General features: G+C 65.9%; 20 protein-coding genes, 1 tRNA gene and 1 pseudogene. 9 read left to right on the top strand and 13 right to left on the bottom strand.

The window, feature by feature from the left end; all coding sequences use genetic code 11:
- Nucleotides 1–54: 54 nt before the first annotated feature.
- From JW792_RS11215 to JW792_RS11230, 4 genes are all read right to left on the bottom strand, one after another.
- Nucleotides 55–327, bottom strand: a complete 273-nt coding sequence (locus JW792_RS11215; protein ID WP_135995757.1) for an HPr family phosphocarrier protein — start codon at nt 325–327, stop codon at nt 55–57.
- Nucleotides 324–728 (bottom strand): PTS sugar transporter subunit IIA, encoded by a 405-nt coding sequence (locus tag JW792_RS11220; protein WP_135995756.1) that lies wholly within the window; start codon nt 726–728, stop codon nt 324–326. The genes JW792_RS11215 and JW792_RS11220 overlap by 4 nt, the downstream gene beginning before the upstream one ends.
- Nucleotides 729–827: 99 nt before the next feature.
- A complete protein-coding gene (locus JW792_RS11225; RefSeq protein ID WP_135995755.1) occupies nt 828–2,501 on the bottom strand; it encodes a stimulus-sensing domain-containing protein in 1,674 nt (557 codons plus the stop codon).
- Nucleotides 2,470–3,174: a response regulator transcription factor gene (locus JW792_RS11230; RefSeq protein ID WP_135995754.1), complete on the bottom strand. Its 705-nt coding sequence runs from the start codon at nt 3,172–3,174 to the stop codon at nt 2,470–2,472. Before JW792_RS11230 ends, JW792_RS11225 begins: the two co-directional genes overlap by 32 nt.
- A gap of 135 nt (nt 3,175–3,309) precedes the next feature.
- Between JW792_RS11230 and JW792_RS11235 the strand changes: the two genes are divergently transcribed.
- From JW792_RS11235 to JW792_RS11265, 7 genes and pseudogenes are all read left to right on the top strand, one after another.
- The gene (locus JW792_RS11235) at nt 3,310–5,049 is read left to right on the top strand and encodes a hypothetical protein (RefSeq protein ID WP_135995753.1); all 1,740 of its coding nucleotides are present in this window, start codon (nt 3,310–3,312) and stop codon (nt 5,047–5,049) included.
- A gap of 382 nt (nt 5,050–5,431) precedes the next feature.
- The gene (locus tag JW792_RS11240) at nt 5,432–6,886 is read left to right on the top strand and encodes a sensor histidine kinase (protein ID WP_206340784.1); all 1,455 of its coding nucleotides are present in this window, start codon (nt 5,432–5,434) and stop codon (nt 6,884–6,886) included.
- Nucleotides 6,877–6,984 (top strand): annotated as a pseudogene (locus tag JW792_RS17230) (response regulator); the annotation flags it as partial. The gene JW792_RS11240 and the pseudogene JW792_RS17230, both read left to right, overlap by 10 nt.
- A gap of 116 nt (nt 6,985–7,100) precedes the next feature.
- On the top strand, nt 7,101–7,769 hold the full coding sequence (locus JW792_RS11250; RefSeq protein WP_135995750.1) for a hypothetical protein: 669 nt from the start codon (nt 7,101–7,103) through the stop codon (nt 7,767–7,769).
- Nucleotides 7,770–7,786: 17 nt separating this feature from the next.
- Entirely contained in the window at nt 7,787–9,016 is a 1,230-nt protein-coding gene (locus JW792_RS11255; RefSeq protein WP_135995749.1) for an RHS repeat-associated core domain-containing protein, read from the top strand.
- Entirely contained in the window at nt 9,013–9,369 is a 357-nt protein-coding gene (locus JW792_RS11260; RefSeq protein ID WP_135995748.1) for a hypothetical protein, read from the top strand. The genes JW792_RS11255 and JW792_RS11260 overlap by 4 nt, the downstream gene beginning before the upstream one ends.
- 264 nt (nt 9,370–9,633) lie before the next feature.
- Nucleotides 9,634–10,050, top strand: a complete 417-nt coding sequence (locus tag JW792_RS11265) for a hypothetical protein (protein WP_135995747.1) — start codon at nt 9,634–9,636, stop codon at nt 10,048–10,050.
- A 1,459-nt stretch (nt 10,051–11,509) separates the two neighbouring features.
- Here JW792_RS11265 and JW792_RS11270 read toward each other — a convergent pair.
- The 5 genes from JW792_RS11270 to JW792_RS11290 all read right to left on the bottom strand — a co-directional run bounded on the left by JW792_RS11270 (nt 11,510) and on the right by JW792_RS11290 (nt 14,427).
- Nucleotides 11,510–11,866, bottom strand: coding sequence for a gamma-butyrobetaine hydroxylase family protein (locus JW792_RS11270; RefSeq protein WP_135995746.1), 357 nt, complete (start codon nt 11,864–11,866; stop codon nt 11,510–11,512).
- A 2-nt stretch (nt 11,867–11,868) separates the two neighbouring features.
- Complete coding sequence (locus tag JW792_RS11275) at nt 11,869–12,081, bottom strand: Trm112 family protein (RefSeq protein ID WP_135995745.1); 213 nt, start codon at nt 12,079–12,081, stop codon at nt 11,869–11,871.
- Between the two features lie 40 nt (nt 12,082–12,121).
- Nucleotides 12,122–12,760: an LON peptidase substrate-binding domain-containing protein gene (locus tag JW792_RS11280; RefSeq protein WP_135995744.1), complete on the bottom strand. Its 639-nt coding sequence runs from the start codon at nt 12,758–12,760 to the stop codon at nt 12,122–12,124.
- An 82-nt stretch (nt 12,761–12,842) separates the two neighbouring features.
- Nucleotides 12,843–13,802, bottom strand: a complete 960-nt coding sequence (gene trxA / locus JW792_RS11285; protein ID WP_135995743.1) for a thioredoxin — start codon at nt 13,800–13,802, stop codon at nt 12,843–12,845.
- Nucleotides 13,803–13,884: 82 nt separating this feature from the next.
- Nucleotides 13,885–14,427 carry a prolyl-tRNA synthetase associated domain-containing protein gene (locus JW792_RS11290; protein ID WP_135995742.1) on the bottom strand — a complete coding sequence of 181 codons (543 nt, stop codon included), beginning with the start codon at nt 14,425–14,427 and terminating at the stop codon, nt 13,885–13,887.
- 145 nt (nt 14,428–14,572) lie between these two features.
- Between JW792_RS11290 and JW792_RS11295 the strand changes: the two genes are divergently transcribed.
- Nucleotides 14,573–14,647 (top strand) — tRNA-Gly (locus JW792_RS11295).
- Between the two features lie 248 nt (nt 14,648–14,895).
- On the opposite strand, the gene JW792_RS11300 is transcribed toward JW792_RS11295, so the two are convergent.
- From JW792_RS11300 to JW792_RS11310, 3 genes are all read right to left on the bottom strand, one after another.
- Nucleotides 14,896–15,297, bottom strand: coding sequence for a hypothetical protein (locus tag JW792_RS11300; RefSeq protein ID WP_135995741.1), 402 nt, complete (start codon nt 15,295–15,297; stop codon nt 14,896–14,898).
- A gap of 93 nt (nt 15,298–15,390) precedes the next feature.
- On the bottom strand, nt 15,391–15,822 hold the full coding sequence (locus JW792_RS11305) for a hypothetical protein (RefSeq protein WP_135995740.1): 432 nt from the start codon (nt 15,820–15,822) through the stop codon (nt 15,391–15,393).
- Nucleotides 15,823–16,010: 188 nt separating this feature from the next.
- On the bottom strand, nt 16,011–17,534 hold the full coding sequence (locus JW792_RS11310; protein ID WP_135995739.1) for a LytR/AlgR family response regulator transcription factor: 1,524 nt from the start codon (nt 17,532–17,534) through the stop codon (nt 16,011–16,013).
- A gap of 135 nt (nt 17,535–17,669) precedes the next feature.
- On the opposite strand from JW792_RS11310, the gene JW792_RS11315 reads away from it, so the two are divergent.
- Nucleotides 17,670–19,112, top strand: a complete 1,443-nt coding sequence (locus tag JW792_RS11315) for an alpha/beta fold hydrolase (protein WP_135995738.1) — start codon at nt 17,670–17,672, stop codon at nt 19,110–19,112.
- A gap of 438 nt (nt 19,113–19,550) precedes the next feature.
- Here JW792_RS11315 and JW792_RS11320 read toward each other — a convergent pair whose 3' ends face one another.
- Nucleotides 19,551–20,246, bottom strand: a complete 696-nt coding sequence (locus tag JW792_RS11320; protein WP_135995737.1) for an SDR family oxidoreductase — start codon at nt 20,244–20,246, stop codon at nt 19,551–19,553.
- Between the last annotated feature and the right edge of the window lie 41 nt (nt 20,247–20,287).

The raw sequence follows: 20,287 nt of genomic DNA on the forward strand, positions 1-20,287 counted from the left end.
CGTGGGCGGGCGTCTCGCCGGCGAGACCGCACGGAACGCGGAAGGCAGCCGAGCCTAGTCCTCTTCCTCGAACCCCGAGCTCACCAGGCTCGCGAGGTCTTCCACGGCGCTTTCGGCCTCCTCACCCTCCGCCTCGATGACGAGCTGGGTGCCGGGGCCGGCGGCGAGCATCAGCAGGTCCATGATCGAGCTTCCAGGGACGCGTTCGCCGTCGCGCTCGACGGTGACGCGCGCGGAATGGCGCCGGGCCGCGGCGACGAATTTCGCCGCCGCCCGGGCATGCAGCCCGCGCCGGTTGCACACGGTCACGGTCTTCTTCGCGCTCACCCGTTGCCGTCCAGGATCGCGGAGGCGACAGCGATATAACGCCTGCCGGCCTCGGCGGCGGCCTCGGCGAGTTCCTTCAGCGGCGTGTCCGCGCGCGCCTCGGCGAGCTTGATCATCATCGGCAGGTTCGCCCCGGCGATGACCTCCACCCGGTTCTTTTCCAGGAGCGATATCGAGAGATTGGAAGGGGTGCCGCCGAACATGTCGGTGAGGATGACGACACCCTCGCCCTGATCGGCCTCGTCGACCACGGCCCGGATGTCCTCGCGTCGCTTCTCCATGTCGTCGTCCGGACCGATCGATATGGCGCTGCACGCATCAAGCGGGCCGACCACGTGCTCGGTGGCGGCCACGAGTTCGTCGGCGAGATGGCCGTGGGTGACGACGACGATACCGATCATGGAGGGGGCTGCAGTCCCTGTTGAATTCGCTCAAGCTCGCCATCTAAGCGGCAATGACGCGCCGGGGCTAGCCCTGAAGTCGGTTCATGTTGCAGTGCATCAGCGTCCGGCGCGCGGCAATTCGACCACGAAGCGTGCCCCTGCCACTCCGCCGCCGCGCCCGCGCCGGTTCTCCGCCCAGATGCGCCCGCCGTGGGCATCGACGATCTGCCGGCAGATCGACAGGCCGAGGCCGGAATGGCTGCCGAAGGCCGAGCCTTGCGGGCGCTGGGTGTAGAAGCGCTGGAAGATGGTCTCCAGATTGTCCGGCGGGATGCCGGGTCCCTCGTCCTCGACGCTCACGCGCACCGGCGGGCGCGTCGCCGCCGTGCCGCGGCCGAGCGGGGCGCGCTCGATGCGCACGCGCACCTCCCCGCCCTCCGGCGAGAAGGTGATCGCGTTGTCGACGAGGTTGAGGAAGACGCGGCCGATCGGGCCCTCGTGGGCGTGAACCAGCACCGGGGAAGGCTCGCCCTCGACCCTGACGCGAACCCCGCGCGCACCGGTCCGCTCGGGGTCGTAGCCGCGGATCAGATCGCGCAGGAAGCGGTCGAGATCGATCAGGGCGAGGTCGTCGCGCGCGAGTTCGGCGTCCAGGCGGGAGGCGTTCGAGATGTCCGTGACCAGGCGGTCGAGCCGCTTCACGTCGTGCTGGATGACCCGGATGAGCTTGTCGCGGCGCTCTGCGTCGGGGGCCTTGGGCAGCACCTCGGCGGCGGAGCGGATCGAGGTCAGCGGGTTCTTGATCTCGTGGCTGACGTCGGCGGCGAAGCTCTCGATCGCGTCGAGCCGGTCGTAGAGCGCCGTCGTCATGTCGGCGAAGGCGCGCCCGAGATGGCCGATCTCGTCCTTCCGGTTCGCCAGGCGGGGGATCGGGACACGTCGCCCGCCGGCGAGGCGCACCTCCCTGGCCTTGTCGGCAAGGCGCCGGATCGGCCAGGCGATGTACACCGTCAGCCCGAGCGCGGAGAGGAAGGTGACGAGGGCCGCGAACCCGATATAGGGCAGGATGGCCCGGCGCTCTGCGGCGATCAGCGCGTCGAGATCGAACGACTCGAAGGTCACCGCCCCGACCACGGCCTGGATCGGCTGGATCGGCAGGGTGACCGAGACGATGAGCTCGCCCGAGGGGCCGCGGCGCACGCCGCGCACGGCGCGCCCCTCCTGCATCGCCAGACGCGCCTCGTCGAGCGCGCTGCGCCGCAGTGCCTCGCGCTCGGACTCGTCGCGGGCGACGTTCTGGATGCCGGACCACATCGCCTGAACCAGCCCGCCAGCGGCCTCGCCCAGCCCCGCCTCGCCGGGTGGGGGCAGCTCCTCCACCCCCACGGCACCGGCGATGAGCCGGCTGTCGGCGATGAGCTGGGCCTCATGGTCATAGATCAGCGCGCGGGTTTCCTCGGGCACGTAGATGCGCGACAGGCGCCTGAGGACCTCGCGCGCCGCCTCCCGGTCGAGCCGGGGCTCGGGTGCGGCTTCCACCGCGGTCTCCACCAGCAGGTTGGCGATCAGGCCCGCCTGAGCGGACAGCGAATCCATCTTCGCCTGCACCAGGCCGCGCCGGTTCTCGGCAATCAGGAAGATGCCGGCCACCAGCCAGACCAGCGCCAGCATGTGCAGCAGGAAGATGCGCCGGAAGATGCGCGAGGTGACGAGCGCGCGGAGTTCCGCGAGCGAACGGCGAAGAAGCGCGCCGATCCGGTCAGGATTCCTTGTATCGGTATCCGACGCCATACAGGGTCTCGATCGCATCGAAGGTGTCGTCGACCTGGCGGAACTTCTTCCGGATCCGCTTGATGTGGCTGTCGATGGTGCGGTCGTCGACATAGACCTGGTCGTCATAGGCCGCGTCCATCAGATTGTCGCGGCTCTTGACGTATCCGGGCCGGCTGGCGAGGGACTGCAGGATGAGGAATTCCGTCACGGTCAGGCGCACCGGCCTGTCGTTCCACATGCAGGCGTGGCGGTTTGGGTCGAGGGTGAGCGAGCCGCGCGTGATGGTCTTCTGGTCGCCCTCCGCGGCCGCGCCCCCGGCTGCCGACTCCGGCTGCGCCCGGCGCAGCACCGCCTTGACCCGCTTGGCCAGGAGCTGGTGGGAGAACGGCTTGGTGATGTAGTCGTCCGCGCCGAGATCGAGGCCGAGCGCCTGGTCGAATTCCTCGTTCTTCGAGGTCAGGAAGATCACCGGCATGTTCGAGCTCTGGCGCACCCGGCGCAGAAGCTCCAGCCCGTCCATGCGCGGCATCTTGATGTCGAATATGGCCAGATCGGGCGGGTTGTCGCTCAGCGCCGACAGGGCGGCGGCCCCGTCGGTGAAGGTGCGCACGTTGTAGCCCTCGCCCTCCAGGAAGATGGAGACCGAGGTCAGGATGTTCTCGTCGTCGTCGACCAGGGCGATGGTGGTCATGGCGGCTCCGCGTCAGGCAGGCTGTTCGGCTCGAGACCTTATCGGGCGTTTCGCGCGCCGCAAAGTCCGCGTTGACTGCCGGTTAAGCAAGCCCGGTCATGCTCGCCGCGCTCTGATTGTCTCCGGGGGTGGAGCATGGCCGGTCGAGACACCCATTTCGAGGTGTTCTTCAAGAAGCACAAGAAGGCCGGCTGGGCGCTGTCCGATGCGCGCGAGCGCCGCGAGGACGCGCTCGCCATCGCCGAGCAGCTGAGGGCGCTGCACCCGTCCGCGTCGGTTCGCGTCACGCGCGAGGATTTCGACGAGGCGACGCGCACCTTCCGCTCGGTGACGATCTTCCACTCCGGCCCGGAGAAGTTCGAGGAGGTCCGCGAGAAGACCGGCCAGGCCACCCTGCCCTGCCTGACGCCCGCCGATCTCGCCGGTCCCGCCGCGCGCGAGACCACGCGCCGCGTGCTCGGGCCGTGGCTGGAACGCCACCAGATCTGCCCGATGGAGCTGCTCTACCGGCCGGACATGATCGAGAAGCTGGATTCCAGCGACACCGACCTGCAGCACGCCATCCAGAAGATCGCCGTGGCGCGCGCGCAGAACACCGATGCCTCCGTGCACGCCTATGTGCGCCTCCTGACCGAGCTGGTGCAGAAGGGGATCGACCAGGCCCGCCGCGAGGCCTCGCGCAAGGCGAAGACGCCGAAGGCCGCGAGTTTCGCCGCGCTGGCCGAGAAAATCGTCGCCGAAGGCAGCGCGGAAAAGCGCCTTCGCACCGCGATCGCCGAGGAACTCGCCGAATGCTCGGGCATGCCGGCCAAGGCCGAGCGGCTGCTGGACATGCTCGACGACATGCCCGCCGACCCGGAAGCGGCGAAGTTCGCCGAGGCCCAGGCGGACGCCTTCCTCGCCGAGCTGCTCTCCTTCGAGCGCGCGATGCGCGCCGTACTCGGCGAGCCGAAGGACCCCGGCGAGGAGGTCGTGCGCCTGACGACGATCTACGAGGGCCGCCCCACTGCGGAGGACCTGGCCGCCGCCCCCGACAGCGCCAGGCGCCTGGCGGCGAAGTTCAAGGCGAAGGGCCTGCCCGCGACGCACGGGGAGATCGCCGCGCGCATCCTGACCGCGCTGCGGAGCCCGAAGCGGTTCAAGCCAAAGAGCGTGATGGAGGAGATCGCGCTCGCGCGTGCGCTCGCCATGCGCCTGATCGCGGCCTCGGGCCCGAACCTGCATCCCGACGCGCTGGTCGAGGCGTTCACCCATCGCTCGGCCCGCCTGCTCGCGCCCGAAGCGATCGAGGAGGCGCTGAAGGGCGCCGAGACCCCGGCCGACGAACTCGCCCGCCTGCTCTCCATGGAGGACAATCTCGTCGGGGAGATGAACAAGAAGAAGCTCGCGAGCTATGTGCGCGCCAAGCTCGCCGGCAATGCCTGCGAGGTCTGGTTCTGCCGGGGTCCGGGCCAGCCGCTGGAACGCCTCGCCCGGCTTTCCCGCCTGCAGACCCGCGCGCTGGCGGGAACCTTCCCGCAGGCCGACAAGGGCGAAATGGCCGAGGCGTTCGACGCGCTCGGCCTGAAGGTCCTGGAAGCCAGCGGCATCATCGAGAAGATCGCCGCCTCGCCCCAGCCGGCCCTCAGCCGCGCCGGCGCCCTCCTGAAGCTCGCCGCGCAGGGCATGCTGCCGCAGGGACGCTGCATGAGCGACGCCCAGGCGCGGGCCATGCGGCTCCTGTCCTCGGAGATGGGACGCAGGGAAGCCGCGATGCCCGAAAGCGCGCAGAAGCTCCAGGAAATACAGGCGCTCATGGCCGATCTCGCACCCGAACACCGTCTGGAGCCGGAGGCGGAGAGCGAGGCCGATGCCGATGGCGAAGGCGTGGCGTAGGCCCCGGCCCGCCCGCGCGCCGTGCGCGCACTTATCCCCCGGTCGAAAATCGCCGAAATCGACTCCTACTACGACTGCCGTCCTTCCCATCCCCTTGATTGTCCGGAATCCGGACGCTCCGGGCCCGTGAGAGAGCTGGGAGGATCGGGCGGGCAGGCAGCCGGCGCGAGAGATGGGACTCCCCCTGTTCGAACGCGCCCGGACAGGCCCCGGCGCCGTGACGGCAGGCCCGACTCTACGATGCCGGAGCAGGCGGGGGAGAAGTTCGCGGCGCTGTGACTTGCAGGGATCGGGTCACGAAACCGGGCGGTCTACTGAAATTGCCGGCCCGGCCCGGTCGAATGTCTGCTTCAATGGCCGCGCCTGCACAGGAGAGCGATCGATGCCCCGCCCCGACTTGCCGAACTGCGGTAACGGTCTTCGCGATGCGGCTTTCGAAGCCGCCCCGCATGGCTATCTGCTCCTCGACCTGGACTTCGTCATCGTCGATGTGAACGAGCGCTATCTTGAACTCACGCGAACCAGTCGGGACAGGATCGTCGGGACGGGTCTGTTCGAGGCCTTTCCCGACAATCCGAATGACAGTGCCGCCGACGGTGTGCGCAATCTGCGCCGCTCCCTCGAAGCCGTGCGCAAGACCGGCCGGCCACACGCAATGGCCGTTCAGAAATACGATATTCCGGTGCCGGGCGATGATGGCGAAGGGTTCGAGGAACGCTACTGGAAACCGGTCAACGCCCCGGTCATCCGGGACGGCAAGCTCGTCGCCCTGCTCCATCATGTCGAAGACGTCACGTCCGAGGTATTGCAGAAGCGGGACCAGGCGATCCGCCTGCGCTCGGCCCAGAAACTCCAGGGCCTCGCGTTCTGGGAATACGATCCGCGCACCGAGACGGCATACGTCTCCCGCGCCTTTTCCGTGATGCAGGGTTTGCCGGAGCGGGAGGGGACGCTCAGTGCGGACGAGTGCTTCGCACCGATCCCCGCCGACGACCTGAAAACCTTACGAACGGCATTCAAGGCGGCCGAGAAGAAGGCCGATCACACGCCCGTTTCCTTCACCCATCGCGTGGTGCAGCAAGACGGCAGCGTGCGATGGCTCTCCTCCCAGGGGGAGCTGGCGCGCGACCATCGCGATGCGCTGCCCCGCTTCCTCCTCGTGAGCATGGACATCACGCCGACCAAACGCCGCGAGGAGAAACTGGCGCAGGCTGTCGACGAACGTGACCGCCTGCTGGCCGAGAAGGAGATGCTTCTTGCCGAGGTCAATCACCGCATCAAGAACTCCCTTCAACTCGTTTCCAGCATCCTCAACATCGATGCGCGCCGGGCAGGTGACGAGGCCGCGCGCGAACAGCTGAAACGGGCAGCCGCGCGGGTCGGCGCCGTCACCTCCGTTCACGAAATGCTCTACCGCTCGAACGAGGTCGCGAGCGTGCAGTTCGGCAGCTATCTCCGCGAGCTGTGCGAGATGCTCGCAGCGGGTGACGTCGCCGCGGCGCGCGCCAGGATCCTGTGCGACCCGGCGCAAGTGCGCCTGTCCGCGGACAAGGCGATACCCCTGGCGCTGCTGACGAACGAGCTGGTGTCCAACTCCCTGAAATACGGCCTGAGCGAAACCGGCGAGAGCCTCGTCGAGGTGAGAACGTTTCTGGATGGAGACGAGCTGCTGCTCGAAGTCGCCGACAACGGCCCGGGAAAGGCCGTCGATGCACCGCCTGGCCTGGGAACGCGCATAATCGAAGGCCTCGTCGAGCAGCTCGGAGCGACGATGACCACGAAGGACAGGGGGCCTGGATATTCGGTGATCATTCGTACGCCCCATGAAGACGAATGAAACTCGACATTCTCATCGTGGAGGACGATTTCCTGATCGCGCTCGATCTAGAAGACCAGGTGAGAAGCCTGGGGCACCGGGTCACCGGGGTGGCGCGCGACGTGGAAAGCTGCCCCCGACGCGATCCGGGAACGCGGCCGGGGACGAGGGACCGAAAATTGGACAATGAGCGTTATCGGCGTGCTCCGGACTGGGCAATAACCTGGGGCTAGAGATGAAATATCGATCAGCGATATTCGTTCTCATATTATCCGCAGTTATCGCCGCCGCGATCATAGGGAATATCTTTCCCTTGCGACCAGAGGGAGTTCCAAAGGGATCTCGGAACCTCGGGAACTTATTACAGCAATCGTATTGGATTTATTGCGATAGTTCGATCGGTGACTTGATTTATTGTGAGACATATCCTCGCACAGGCGGAGAATTCATTTCCAATGGAATTTATATCAAAATGTCCCCAAGTGATTATCGCATTTTCCGCTCGATGCAAGAGATTTCGCCAATAGAAAAATTTTGGGACATATTTGGAAATAAAATAAATTTTATCGATGGATTCTACTATTTTCCTGTTGCAGAACGAATTCGACCTGTCGGCGTTCGTCAAAAATGGACATATAGGTATGCAATTCGAGATTGCGCGTCAAATTTGAACAATGTTGGTGATTTCGTTTCTTATTATGCTGAGTATGCGGATTCCTCGTGGGAAGAGCACATCACGGCGCTACAGAGTGAATTTGCAGAAATTAATTTAACATTATCATCCGTTGAACCAGGTAAATTATTTGTTCATGATGAATTAGACAACATTGATGGCTATCTTCAAGAAGTAAATGTAAATTGTTTCGGTCGCTTTTACCTGGGCGTCAGTCAAACAGTCAATTAATTTTTAGGAATCTACGCTTGCAGGCGCAAAGCGCGCTCAGCGTCTCCTACGGCACCGCCAACGCGCTCGACCAGTATGTCAGCGTGGGCGGGGCGGGGCTCAGCCATGACGCCAACGGCAACCGGACGGGCTATGACGGCCTGTCCACCCCGCACGACAGCGACAACCGGCTCGTCGCCGCGAGCCGGACCGGCATGAGCGTGAGCTACGAGTACGACGCGGAGGGCCGGCGGCGCAAGAAGGACTTCGCCTCGGGCGGGGCGGGCATGGCCGTGGCCTATGCCGGGGACATGGCGGTCGCCGAATACGCCTGGCCGGACCTGCGCCTGCTGCGCCGCTACATCCCCGGCGCCGGGGTGGACGACCGCATCGCGATGGTCACCTACGCGAGCTCGGGCACGGGGGCGTGTCCCTCGCCGGCGCTGCACTACTACATCCCCAACCGGCTCGGCCACGTGATCGGCATGGCCGACGAGACCGGCACGGTCACCGACCGGTATGTCTACACCCCGTTCGGCATCGAGGAGCCGCTCAACGCCAGCGGCAATCCCTACCGCTATACCGGGCGCTATTACGACGCGGAGACCGGGCTCTACAACTACCGCGCCCGCTATTACGATCCCGAACACGGAAGGTTCCTGGAGACCGACCCGGTGCTGTATGCGGATCAGATGAACCTCTATACCTATGTCGGCAACGATCCGCTCAATGCGACGGATCCGACGGGGGAAGAGTCATATCTGGTCTCGCGCCCAGTTATCGTCCTAGGCGTCAATACAGGCCGCGACCATATGTTCGTGGTAGTTACCGACGGCCCGATGGGGGATGTTGTCGCACGATTTTCCTACGGCCCCGACCAAATGAGAGACGGACAGTTGGTCTCCCATTCTGCAAGTCGCAATCAGGCCACCGGGACCAACGAGGACGACGTAGCAGCTTTCAATGCCATTCGAGATGGAGCGGATGCTGCCGCAGATGCCGGAATTACCTTCGCTCAGATTGATGCCTCAGATGAGGCGGTAATCGCATCGGGTAGAGCAGTCGACACCACACTCGGAACTATCGAGCAGCCGGGACCGGTCGAATACGATATGGTGCCGAATGATCGAAGCGATGGAGCCAACAGTAATTCGGCAGCAATGGCAGTTGCCAACCGGGCGAATCCGAATGTCCAACAAGCTCTACCACCTAATTCGAACCCGCCCGGCGCCGAATACGAGGACAGGATACCGGAGAACAACCAATGAAGATTGCCTTGTTTACTATTGCCGCCGCAGCCTTGGCAGTTATTGCAATTTTCCTTAGCGACGCGCTAAATCGGGCGGCGGTCGGATTGAATAGTGAAGGCAGCAGGGAATCAGGCAAGAAATTCGGGATCAAAATAGGCACTTCATTTGATGAGGCACTTCAAATACTGCAGCAAAAGGGATTCAATCTGGTGACGTATGGCGAGGAAGTTCGATGCTCCTACGTTGAGCGAGATCGCTACAATGGGTATCAATTTTACGATGACTCATGGCGAAAAGCCTCGGTCTGTCTGGCGGTTGTGGACCAGGAGGTAGTCGCCATTTCGTGGTGGGTGAATCCTTTCACGCCGTGATTAGAGAGCGGTAGAGGGACATACGCTGTGCTGGCACTATTGGACCCTCGTGGGCATGCTGCACTATCGCAGCGGCAAAAGCGGACTATCTCGCCCTCACCGGCCTAACCGTCGCCGGGCTCGAGACGCAAATAGCTTGGGAATATCTGGGGAAACATCTCAATTTCCGGGGCGAAGACCTGTTCGGGAGTATGGCCGGCGGGCACGCCGGTCGACTCCGCCAATCCGACGCGCTGCCGCGACACGGCCGGATCGATCTGGTACGTGCTCAATAGCTATGACACCAGCGGCCGGCTGATCATGGAGGACATGGGCCACGCCGGGGTGACCGGCAAGATGCGTTACGAGTACGACCTCAACGGTAATCGCACGCGCATCTACTGGCCGGACGTCAATTTCTTCCACGCCCGGGAAAACGGGGACACACACCCATTTCCGGGTTCGGCCGGATGTCTCGGTACCGCGCCGGTCCGGAAGGCTGTCGAAATCAACTTGCGCGGGACGGGGGTTCGCACGAGGATGCGTCACCCGCCCCTGGTTAGGCATAAAATGGTGTGGGTCCCCAATTTTCCCCTGCGGATCGTCTCGGCGCAAGTATTAATCAAGGCATGGAGCGGATCACCGAGGGCTGCCTTCCGTCGGATTTCAATCAATGAGCGCATCGATACTTCTAAAAAATAGGCTCCGATCCATCATATTCGCGATCAAGTTGATCGGTATTTTCGCGGTTCTTGGCGGGCTTGTTTCGCTTTTGACAGGAGGGGTGGATAGTATGATTCAATATGTACAGGAAAACTGGTTGCGAGCCCTATATGGCGCGTTGGTTGTTGCCGTTGTTCATCTGACCGCCACCATTGTTTTGATTCCAACCGACCGGTCGGGTGGGCGCTCCTGATGCTGCCGTTCGGTCGGCGTCGTGCTTACGGGATGACTGAGCCTAGCCTGACTCACAGAGGCCTATGTCGGGAATGATCCGCTCAATGCGACGGACCCGACGGGGGAGCAGGCTCACGATATAATCCGGACTACGGAGCACCACCACAGAACGGAGAACACAGATGGCTCCGTCACGGTGCAACGAGATCGAACTATTCCGGAAAACGGGGACACACACCCATTTCCGGGTTCGGCCGGATGTCTCGATACCGCGCCGGTCCGGAAGGCTGTCGAAATCAACTTGCGCGGGACGGGGGTTCGCACGAGGATGCGTCACCCGCCCCTGGTTAGGCATAAAATGGTGTGGGTCCCCAATTTTCGACAGGTCGCCAGCGGGTTTCGCATTGCTCTCACAGGTAATCGCACCGGGCATGCATATGGCAGATGGCCTCACTATCATCGAAGAGGTGAGCTTGGTCCGGACGGGATTCCGAGAAGCGGCCAAGGGATTGGCCGGCATCGGCCGTGGGAAAGGAAAGAAGGTGACCAAAGCTGGTGGGATCGATTCTAATGTGGTTTCTAAACGATAGCATTGGTGATCGGATTCCTGGCGATGTCACCGCATATGAATCCAAGGAAGGAATTCTGAATTACGTCGAATATTGGTTTACGGATTATCCCCATCTCGTGTTTGACCACACTGGGAGAACGTTTAAGATTCATAGGTTTGGTCAATCCATGTATATCGTCCCGCACGAACCGCCACTTTCCCTTCAAGAATTCAAAATTATGGTCGGCAAATCGGACCTAAACAGGTTATTCAAAATAGCTATTGATGAGGCGAATTCTTTCCTGGATGTGGAAAGAATTCTATCATCAAAATGATGGCGCAGTGGTGAAGTGATCTTCGGCTCTCCTCCATCCAGTGCGAGAGCCCGCAGGTCATTTGGTCCTCGGCTAATGAGCGACGCGCTGGACCGGATGACGACGGTGTCGCTGTCGACCCACGGGGTGATCGGGCATTATTACTACCAGGAATACACGGGCCGGCTGGCGACCCGGTATTTCGGGAGCAGCTGGTGGGGGGACGGCTCGGCGGAAGGGTAGATCAGCCATTGCTGGGATGCGGACGGGGACCTGAACCGCCAGGCGCTGCGCTCGAAGCACCGGACAAACACCTGTTTCCTCGTCCCGTCCCTAGAATCAGCGCGAACCCGTCCGTGCGAAGCGACAGCCCCGCGGGCAAAGTTCACGCCCGCCCCGCCTACCCCCGCCCCATCTTCGCCTGCGCCACCTTCGCGCGGTATTCCGCCATCAGCTCGCCGGCATTCTCGCCGAGCTCGCGGATGAGGTCGAAGGAGAAGATCCCCGAATTGTGGCCGTCGGAGAAGGTCAGGCGCACCGCGTAGCGGCCCACGGGCTCGGCCTGCGTGACCTCGACCTGTTCCTTGCCGGTGACGAGCTTCTTCTGGTCGGGGGCGTGGCCCTGCACCTCGGCGGACGGGCTTTCCACGCGCAGGAGCTCGTAGGGCACGCGCACGGTGACGCCGTCGTCGAACGTGGCGTGCAGGGCCCGGTCGGAACTCCTGAAGGCGAGGCGGGTGGGCCAGGGCCGAGCCATGCTCAATCGCCCAGTTCGCGCGCTTCCTCGGGCAGCATGATCGGCACGCCCTCGCGGATCGGATAGGCCAGGCCGGCCGATCTCGAGATCAGCTCGTTCGCCTCGCGGTCGTATTCGAGCCGCCCGCGCGTGACCGGGCAGACGAGGATTTCGAGAAGCTTGGGATCGACCTCGCTGATGCGCGGCCGGGCCGGTTTTTCGGTATCGGTGCTCATGGGGTTTGTCTTACGCCTTCATCGCGGGCGCGCCAAGCCGTCAGGCGCCGGGATGACCGCCGGAGGTGTCGAGCGCCAGGCTCATCATCGCCGACAGGGTGCGCAGGCGGGCGACCGGGTCGGGCGCCTCCAGGAGGGCCTGCTTGGCCGCCGCGTCGAACGGGGCGGCCATGGCCACCTTGTCCGCGATGCGGGTCAGCGGCGCGCCGGAAAGGGACTCCCAGTCGGCCTCGAGGCCGGCATGGGCGAAGAAGCGCTGCAGCAGGGCGAGGAAATCCTCGCGCGCGATCCCCGCCTGCCCCGCCGGCGCCGCGAGATCGCCGGCGAAGGGCGCATAGTCGGCCCGGGCGAGCCGGTAGGGCGTGGGCCGGTCGATCTCCGCGGCGAGCGCGAAGCGCGCCACGCCCTCGAGCACGATGAGATAGCGCCCGTCTTCGGTCTCGGCGTGGCTGGCGATGCGGCCGGCGCAGCCCACGGCCTCGAGGCGCGGTCTGTCGCGCGGGCCGTCCCGGCGCGGCTGCACGATGCCAAGAAATCCGTGCGCGGCCACGGCGTCGTCGACCATGTTGAGATAGCGCGGCTCGAACACGTTCAGCGGCAGGTGCTCGCCGGGCAGGAGGATGCAGCCCCGGATCGGGAAGAGCGGCAATTCCTCGGGGGGCCGGAGGGCCTCGTTCATGGCGGTCCTTCTTCAGGCTGCGTCCGCCGCGAATCTAGGCCGGCCCGGCGCTCGCGGCGAGCGGCGCGGCTGCGGCCGGCCTTCAGCTGAACAGGATCGAGGACAGCCTGCGCCGGCCGGACTTCGCGAGCTCGGACGCCGGGCCCGCCGCGTCGAACACCTTGAGCAGGAGCTGGCGCGCCGCACCCTCCTCATGGTCGCGGTCGATGCGGATGCTCTCCAGCAGCTGGTCGGCCGCGCCGGACAGGTCGCCCGACGCGATCAGGGCCCGGCCAAGTTCCAGGCGCGCGCCCGCATCGCCGGGCTGTCGTGCGACCTCGGCCTGGAGGGCGGCGAGATCGCCGCTGCCCTCCACTTCGGAGGAGAGTTCCATCGCGGCGCGCACGCCGGCGATCGCGGGGTCGGACTTCTTCGTCTCCGGCACCGAATCCAGGATCTCCTTCGCGCGGTCCGCGTCGCCGGCCGCCAGATGCACGCGGGCGAGCCCGGCGACCGCGCGCGCGTTCTCAGGGTCCTTCTGCAGGGCGGCCGCGAAGTCCTGCGCCGCGCCGCCGGCATCGCCCTCGGCCATCGCGGCCTCCGCGCGCTCGACGAGGGCCTCGACCTCGCCGCTGTCGACATCGCCGGCCAGGCGGGCGATGAAGTCGCGGATCTGGCTCTCGGGAAGGGCGCCCATGAAGCCGTCGACCGGCTGGCCGTTCTGGAAGGCGATCACGGCCGGGATCGACTGGATGCGCAGCTGTCCGGCGATGCCGGGGTTTTCGTCGATATTGATCTTGACGAGCCTCACCGCGCCGGCGGCCTTCCTCACCGCGCTTTCCAGCACGGGGGTCAGCTGGCGGCAGGGCCCGCACCAGGGCGCCCAGAAATCGACCAGCACCGGCACCTCGCGCGAGGGCTCGACGACATCCTTCATGAAGCTCTGGTCGGTGCCCTCCCTGATCAGCTCGCCGGCCGGGGAGGAGGTCGCGCCCTCGCGGGCGGGCTGAGGCGCGGACGGCGCGGCCGCTTGCGGGCGGCCGTCGGGACCGAGAATGGACATGGTGCTCTTCCTTGCCTCGTGGGTCTGAAACTTGCCGCCTAGTTGGCGTCGGGCGCGTGCGGTTGCAAGCGTGCGTGTGACGTCAACCGCGTTCGCCGCCGGTGAGGTCCATGATTTCCGGCTCGCGCCCCAGCGCGCGCAGGAACCTGACCAGACCGGCGCGCGAGATCGCGGTCGTCGCATCGTTCCTCATCGGGTGAAAGTTGACGATATCGTGCGCCATCAGCGCGGCGTCGAGCACGAAGCGCACGCGCCTGTCCGGATCGTTGACCAGCGCGAACGCGGTCACCGAGCCGGGCGTCACGCCGAGCGCCTCTTCCAGCAGCTCCGCCTTGCCGAAGGAGAACCGCCCGCAGCCCAGCGGCCGGTGCAGGGTCTTGAGGTCGACCTCGGTGGAGTGCAGGGCCGAGACGAGGACGAGATTGTCCTTCTTGTCCTTGAGAAACAGGTTCTTGGTGTGCCCGCCGGGGAGCTCCGCCTTGATCTGCTCGCTTTCCGCCACGGTGAAGACCGGCGGGTGATCCACCGTGGTGTGCGCGATGCCCAGCGCGTCGAGAAAGGCGAGCAGGCCCGCGCGGTCGACGGGCGGGGCGGGCGGCCTGGGCAGGGCGGTTTCGGCGGTCATGCCCCTTTCCTGCCCGCTCGCGCGCGCGCCTGCAAGCCAGCTGAACAAACTGCAGGAATCCGCCCTTGCGAAGGCTTGCCAAAGCGATCACGATGGGCGATATACCGCGCCTCCCCGGCGAGGCCGGGCCCCGAAGACGCATCGAGCGGGCGTAGCTCAGGGGTAGAGCATCACCTTGCCAAGGTGAGGGTCGTGAGTTCGAATCTCATCGCCCGCTCCAGTCTTCTCTCTTAATGAATTGGATTGTAAGGCGCTTGCCCGAGGCGGCACTGTCGCCTGCCCACATCGCTACCCGCAAATCTGTCTGAGGCCGGCCAGCCCCCCTTTCGGAGTGCTCGGGACGCCGGATGGCAGGGAACTCCTCCCTTCGTGCGGAAGTATGCTTTCCCGCGCGCTCGGGGCTCCGCTTTGAAAATGCGGCTTCAAGAGCTCAATGAGGTGTACGCGCAGAGAACGAGTCTCGCCGCCTCATTCGAGGCTGTCGAGATAGATTTCCGCATAGCCAAAGAACTGTTCTTGCCAAGCAATAAGCTCGCCACAGGTCTCCATGGCCTGTGCGCGATAGGCAGGGCCTGCGGGAGAGCGGAAGCGCTCCATAGCCTGTTCGCGCCAGCGCGCGAGCATTTCCTCTTGCTGCGCGGGATCATGGATCGCCTGGTTGGCAAACATCTGCGCGAGAAGATCGCTTGCCCGGGCATAGGCTTGCGCGCGCTGAACTGCATCGCCGGTCACGGTCTCGGCGCGCATCTCGTGAAGCACGGCGCACTCGGCGAACGTGCGGGCGTACTCGTAAGGGGCTTCAAACGGCTCGGCAAAGCTTTCCGGCCCGAAGCCGAGAGCGAGAACCAATGTCGCGGTTGCCGGTGACATGACCTGAAAGTCCGGTTGCTTCCCCCGCGCTTGTCGCCGCGAAGGAAGGCCGAACCATGTCGTCATCGCGTCAGTCAGATGGCACCGCCGGGCTTAACCCGATTGGCAAGTCCCAGTGATCATCCCGCCGATCCCGGAAGAATAGGCCGAGAAGGTCATGGGATTCGGCGTAGGGTCGAGGACCATTTCAAATACAAAAGGCCTGAATTGCTGTGGCCACCCGGTCTGCAATTCGTAAAAATAGTGGCGGCTTGAGCCGGGGTTCGGCGGTGAATAGAGGAAGTCACTGACCCACACGTCGCCTTCGACCGGCGCGCTTTCCTGCTCGGTCAAGAAAATCGATCTCTCTTCAGTCAGGATGAAGAGGTGCCACCCAACCAGGTCATCAGCGAACGATATCACCGCAGGCGATGCATAGCCGTTCAAGATTTCGCATCGAAGCCGCTCAGGAAGTTGTGGGCCTTCATCACCTGTCGGCTGACCTGCCAGCGCGAGCGATAAGGCGGACCAAAGGGTAGGCGACATGGGAGTTGCTCCTATCCAGGGGAAACTATCTTGTCGAAGGCTCCTGCACGCGATCTCGCCAATACCCTCAGAAGCGCTTGCCTCCTATTGGCTCAGGGCCGATCGGCCGCTGGCCAATCCCCCGTCCCCGTATCGAATTCTGGAGCGCGATGCCCGCTCCGGTCTTCCCTCCTCCAGGACACCAGGTTTCAGGCGCCGTCGGGGCGTACGCCCCTCAGCGCGCCGCGCACGCGTGGCAGGATGCGCCGGCTAACCGGGACGCGCGCGCCGGTCTCCAGCACCAGCTCGCCGACGCCGGACGGATCGCGCTCCAGCGCCGCGATGTGGCCGGTATTGACGATGTGCGAGCGGTGCACGCGCAGGAAGGTCTCGGGAAGCTCCGCCTCGAGCGCGCCGAGCGTGCCGTCGTGCAGAAGGCAGGCGCCCGAGTCCAGGTGCAGTTCGACATAATCGCCCGCCGCCTGACAGCGCACGATTCGCTCGGCCTCGACGAGGTCGATCCGGCCGGCGCCCGACACCGGGAGGCGGGTCGGCGCGCTGCGCTCGCGCGCCCGGGCGAGGGCCTGTTCGAGCCTGAGGGCCCGGCCCTGCTCCTCGCGGCGGCGTCGCGTCTCCTCGGCGAGCATGAGGGCCTGGCGCGCGAACAGGGCGAAGAGCAGCCCGGCCATCATCAGGTAGAAATAGCGATCGAGGAACTGGCCCGGAGCGACCAGCACGACCGCGGCGAAAAGGGCGAGCAGGCCCAGCGGGGCGAGCGCGTGACGCTGGCCCCGCACGGCCGCGACGCTGAGCGCGCCGACGGCGAACACGATCGGTCCGAGCAGGGCGATCACCGCCTTCAGGTCGAAGCTGCCCACCGCGAGCGCCGCGCCCGAAGCCAGCGCGAGCGAAGCGGCGAAGACCAGCGCGTAGCCGCGCCGGAAGGCCTGGGCCCAGGCGAACAGGGACAGCGCCGAACCCGACAGGGCGGCGAGGGCGACGATGGCCACGAGGCGCAGATCGTGCACCGGATAGGGATAGGCCCATAGCCCGCGCAGGACCTCCGCGACCAGCTGTGCGCAGGCCGCCGCCGCCGCGAGCGCGAGCGCGCCCGACCCCACCGCGGCCGATCCGCGCAGCGCAGCGGCGGCGAAATAGACGGCGCCGGCGAACAGCGCGCCGAAGGTCAGCAGGGCCGGCCAGTAGGCCTGCAGCCGGGTGCCTGCCGGGTCGCCATAGGTCCCGATCCCGACGAGGTGGACGGGATTGCCCAGGTGCACGAAGCCGCGATGGGCCGACATCAGCAGAACGACCGTGTTCTCGCCCTCCTCCAGCAGGTCGGGCGGGGCGTAGAGGACCAGATCCATGACGCCCGGCCGCTCCTCGCCGGCATGCGCGGCGGGCCGGCCGTTGGCGCCGAGATACGCGCCGTTGAGCCAGACCGCGCTCGCTGCGCGCGCCGAGACATAGACACCGGCCGGTGCCGGAGCCGCCGGACCGAGCCGGACCGGCACGCGAACCCAGAGCAGCTCGTCCTGGGGGTCGACGTCGAACAGGGCGATGTCGCGACACTCCGGCGCGTCGAAGGCGGGCGGCTCGTGCTCGCCGGACGCGGCCGGGCAGACGCGGGTCTCATGCCACTGCGGCCAGAAGAAGTCCTGGGCCTGCGCGTGTGCGGCCACGGCCGCGGCCAGCAGGGCGGCGAGAAGGGCGACAGGCAGGAAACGTCTCATCGCATCACCCTACACCGATCGCCGCTCGTCCGCTCACCCGCCGATGGAGGAAAGCCTACCGCTCGTCGATTGTCACTCGCGCCGTGCCCGGTTGCGCGCCGAGACTGCCTGCCGGACACAGGAAAGGACTTGCCCATGCAGATTCCCGCCTTCATCGCCGGCGCCGTGCTCCTGACCGCCGCGGCCGCACCCGGCGCGCGCGCCGAGTGCGGCCAGGAGCCGATCACCTTCACCGCCGACAGCGGCGAGAGCGTCGCGGCCTGGCGCGGCCGGCTCGAGGTCCCCGAATTCCGGGGCGCGCCGGACAGCCGCACGATCGAACTCGGCTATGTCTGCTTCCGCGCGACCGGAGAGGAGCCCGGCGCACCGATCGTCTATCTCGCCGGCGGACCCGGGGGCTCGGGGATCGACACGGCGCGCGGGCCGCGCTTTCCCCTGTTCATGGCGATGCGCGAGCATGGCGACGTGATCGCGTTCGACCAGCGCGGCACGGGGGAGTCCGACCACACGGCGGAGTGCCGCTCCAGCGTCCGGCTGCGCGAGGACGAGCCGCACAGCGACGGCGAGATCGCCGAGGCCTACCGCGCCGCCGTGCGCGAGTGTGCCGGCTTCTGGCAGAGCCAGGGCATCGACATACGCGGCTACACGACGGCGCAAAGCGTCGCCGACCTCGATGCGCTGCGCGTTCACCTCGGTGCGGAGAGGATCAGCCTGTGGGGCATTTCCTACGGCAGCCATCTGGCCTTCGCCGCGCTGGACGCGATCGACGAGCGGATCGAGCGCGTGATCGTGGCCAGCGCCGAGGGCCTCGACCAGACCGTCAAGCTGCCCGCGCGCACCGATGCCTATTTCGCGAGACTGCAGGCCGCGGTCGACGCCCAGCCCGGGGCCAGGGCCGCCTATCCCGACATCGCGGCGATGATGACCCGCGTGCACGCCCGGCTCGAGACCGAGCCGGTCCTGCTCCAGCTGCCGCAGGAGGACGGATCGTCCGCGCCCTTCCTCCTGCAGCGCAGCACGATGCAGCGCATGACGAGCGCCCTGATCAACGACCCGCAGAATGCCCGCGTGCTGCTGATGGTCTATGCCTCGCTCGACGCCGGGGATACCGCGCTGGTCACCAGCCTGCTCGCCCGCTTCGTCGAGCCGGGCGAGCCGATCGAGCTTCGGGCCATGCCCACCGCCATGGATCTGGCCTCCGGGATCAGCCCCGGGCGGCTCGCCTTGGTCGAGGCCCAGGCCGAAGCAAGCCTCGTCGGCCTCTGGCTCAACTTCCCGATGCCGCAGATTGCCGGCACCATTCCCGGCCTCGATCTCGGCGAAGACTTCCGCGACGGTCCGGTAAGCGATGTGCCGGTCCTGCTTCTGACCGGGACGCTCGACGGGCGCACCTATCCGGAGGGCCAGGCGGAGGCGGTGGCGGGTCTGACCGACGTGACGCAGGTGACGGTCGTCAATGCCGGGCACAACCTGTTCATGAGCTCGCCCGAGGTCGGCGCGGTGATGGCCGCGTTCATGCGCGGCGAGCCGGTCCGCACGAGCCAGATCGTTGTCGAACCGGTCGATTTCGCTCCCTGAGCTGCCGCCGTTTCCGTCCCGGAAACACACTCTTCACGACCAGTTGAACGGGCGTGTCTGGCGAAAAGCCGGACACGCCCCATATAGCTGGCTCGGACAACGACAAGACCGGCCCGACGATACGGGAGCCGGCAGGACGGTCAGGAGCCTTGCGACGATGACGCGCTTTTTCTCGCTCGCCCTAGCGGCTGCAATTCTGGTCTCCGCTGCAGTGGTGGCCGCTTGCACCGGGCCCGGCGGGCTCTACATGATTGGATGAACGGATTCGGCAAGAGCCGTTCAACCCGGAAAGACAGGTCTTGATTGTGCGTCCCCCCAGCCTGCCAATGAGACCTGTCAGGCGCCGCCGGACCCTCCTGTCCCCGTCCGGCGGCGCCGCCCGATAGCGAACGCCCCGCGCACCCCCCCGCGCGGGGCGTTTTGCCGTCCGGCGCAGGGCTACCAGGGCAGATCCTCGCCATTGACGTGGAAGAAGCGGCCGCTCATCGCCGGGTTGGCCCGGGCAATGAGGTCGAGTTCGCCTTCCACGCTCTCCTCCACCGTCAGCAGACCCTTCGGCCCGCCCATGTCGGTGCGCACCCAGCCGGGATGCAGGACGAGCACGATGACGCCCTTGTCCTTCAGGTCGAGGCTCAGCGACTTGCCGACCATGTTCAGGGCCGCCTTCGAGGCGCGGTAGGCGTAGCGCCCGCCGGAATCATTGTCCTCGATCGAACCCATGCGGCTCGACTGCAGGGCGATCACCTTCAGGGTTGATCTCGCGACCTGGTCCGCGAAGGCCTGCGCCAGCGCGAGCGGGCCCATCACATTGACCCGCATCGTGTCGAGAAAGCCCTCGTACTCCACCTCGCCGAACCCCTGCGCGTCGGGACCCATCACCCCGGCATTGGCGAACAGGATGTCGAGCGGCTCGGCGATCTCCCTCGCGAGCCTGTCCGCCGCATCGCTCTCCCGGGCATCGTAGGCGTGGAGCTTCAGCTCGCCGTCGTGGCCGCCTTCGGCAAGGTCCTTCAGCGCATCGGCGCCGCCGGGGTCACGCACCGCGGCGTGCACCGTCCAGCCGCGCTCCAGCAGGGCGCGGGTGTGGCCGAGGCCGAGGCCGCGATTGGCACCGGTGATGAGGGCGTGGGGCATGGATGATCTCCTTCGTCTCGTCGTGCGTTGGGCCTAGCGAA

This window comes from Marinicauda algicola (genome assembly GCF_017161425.1).
Lineage (GTDB): Bacteria > Pseudomonadota > Alphaproteobacteria > Caulobacterales > Maricaulaceae > Marinicauda > Marinicauda algicola.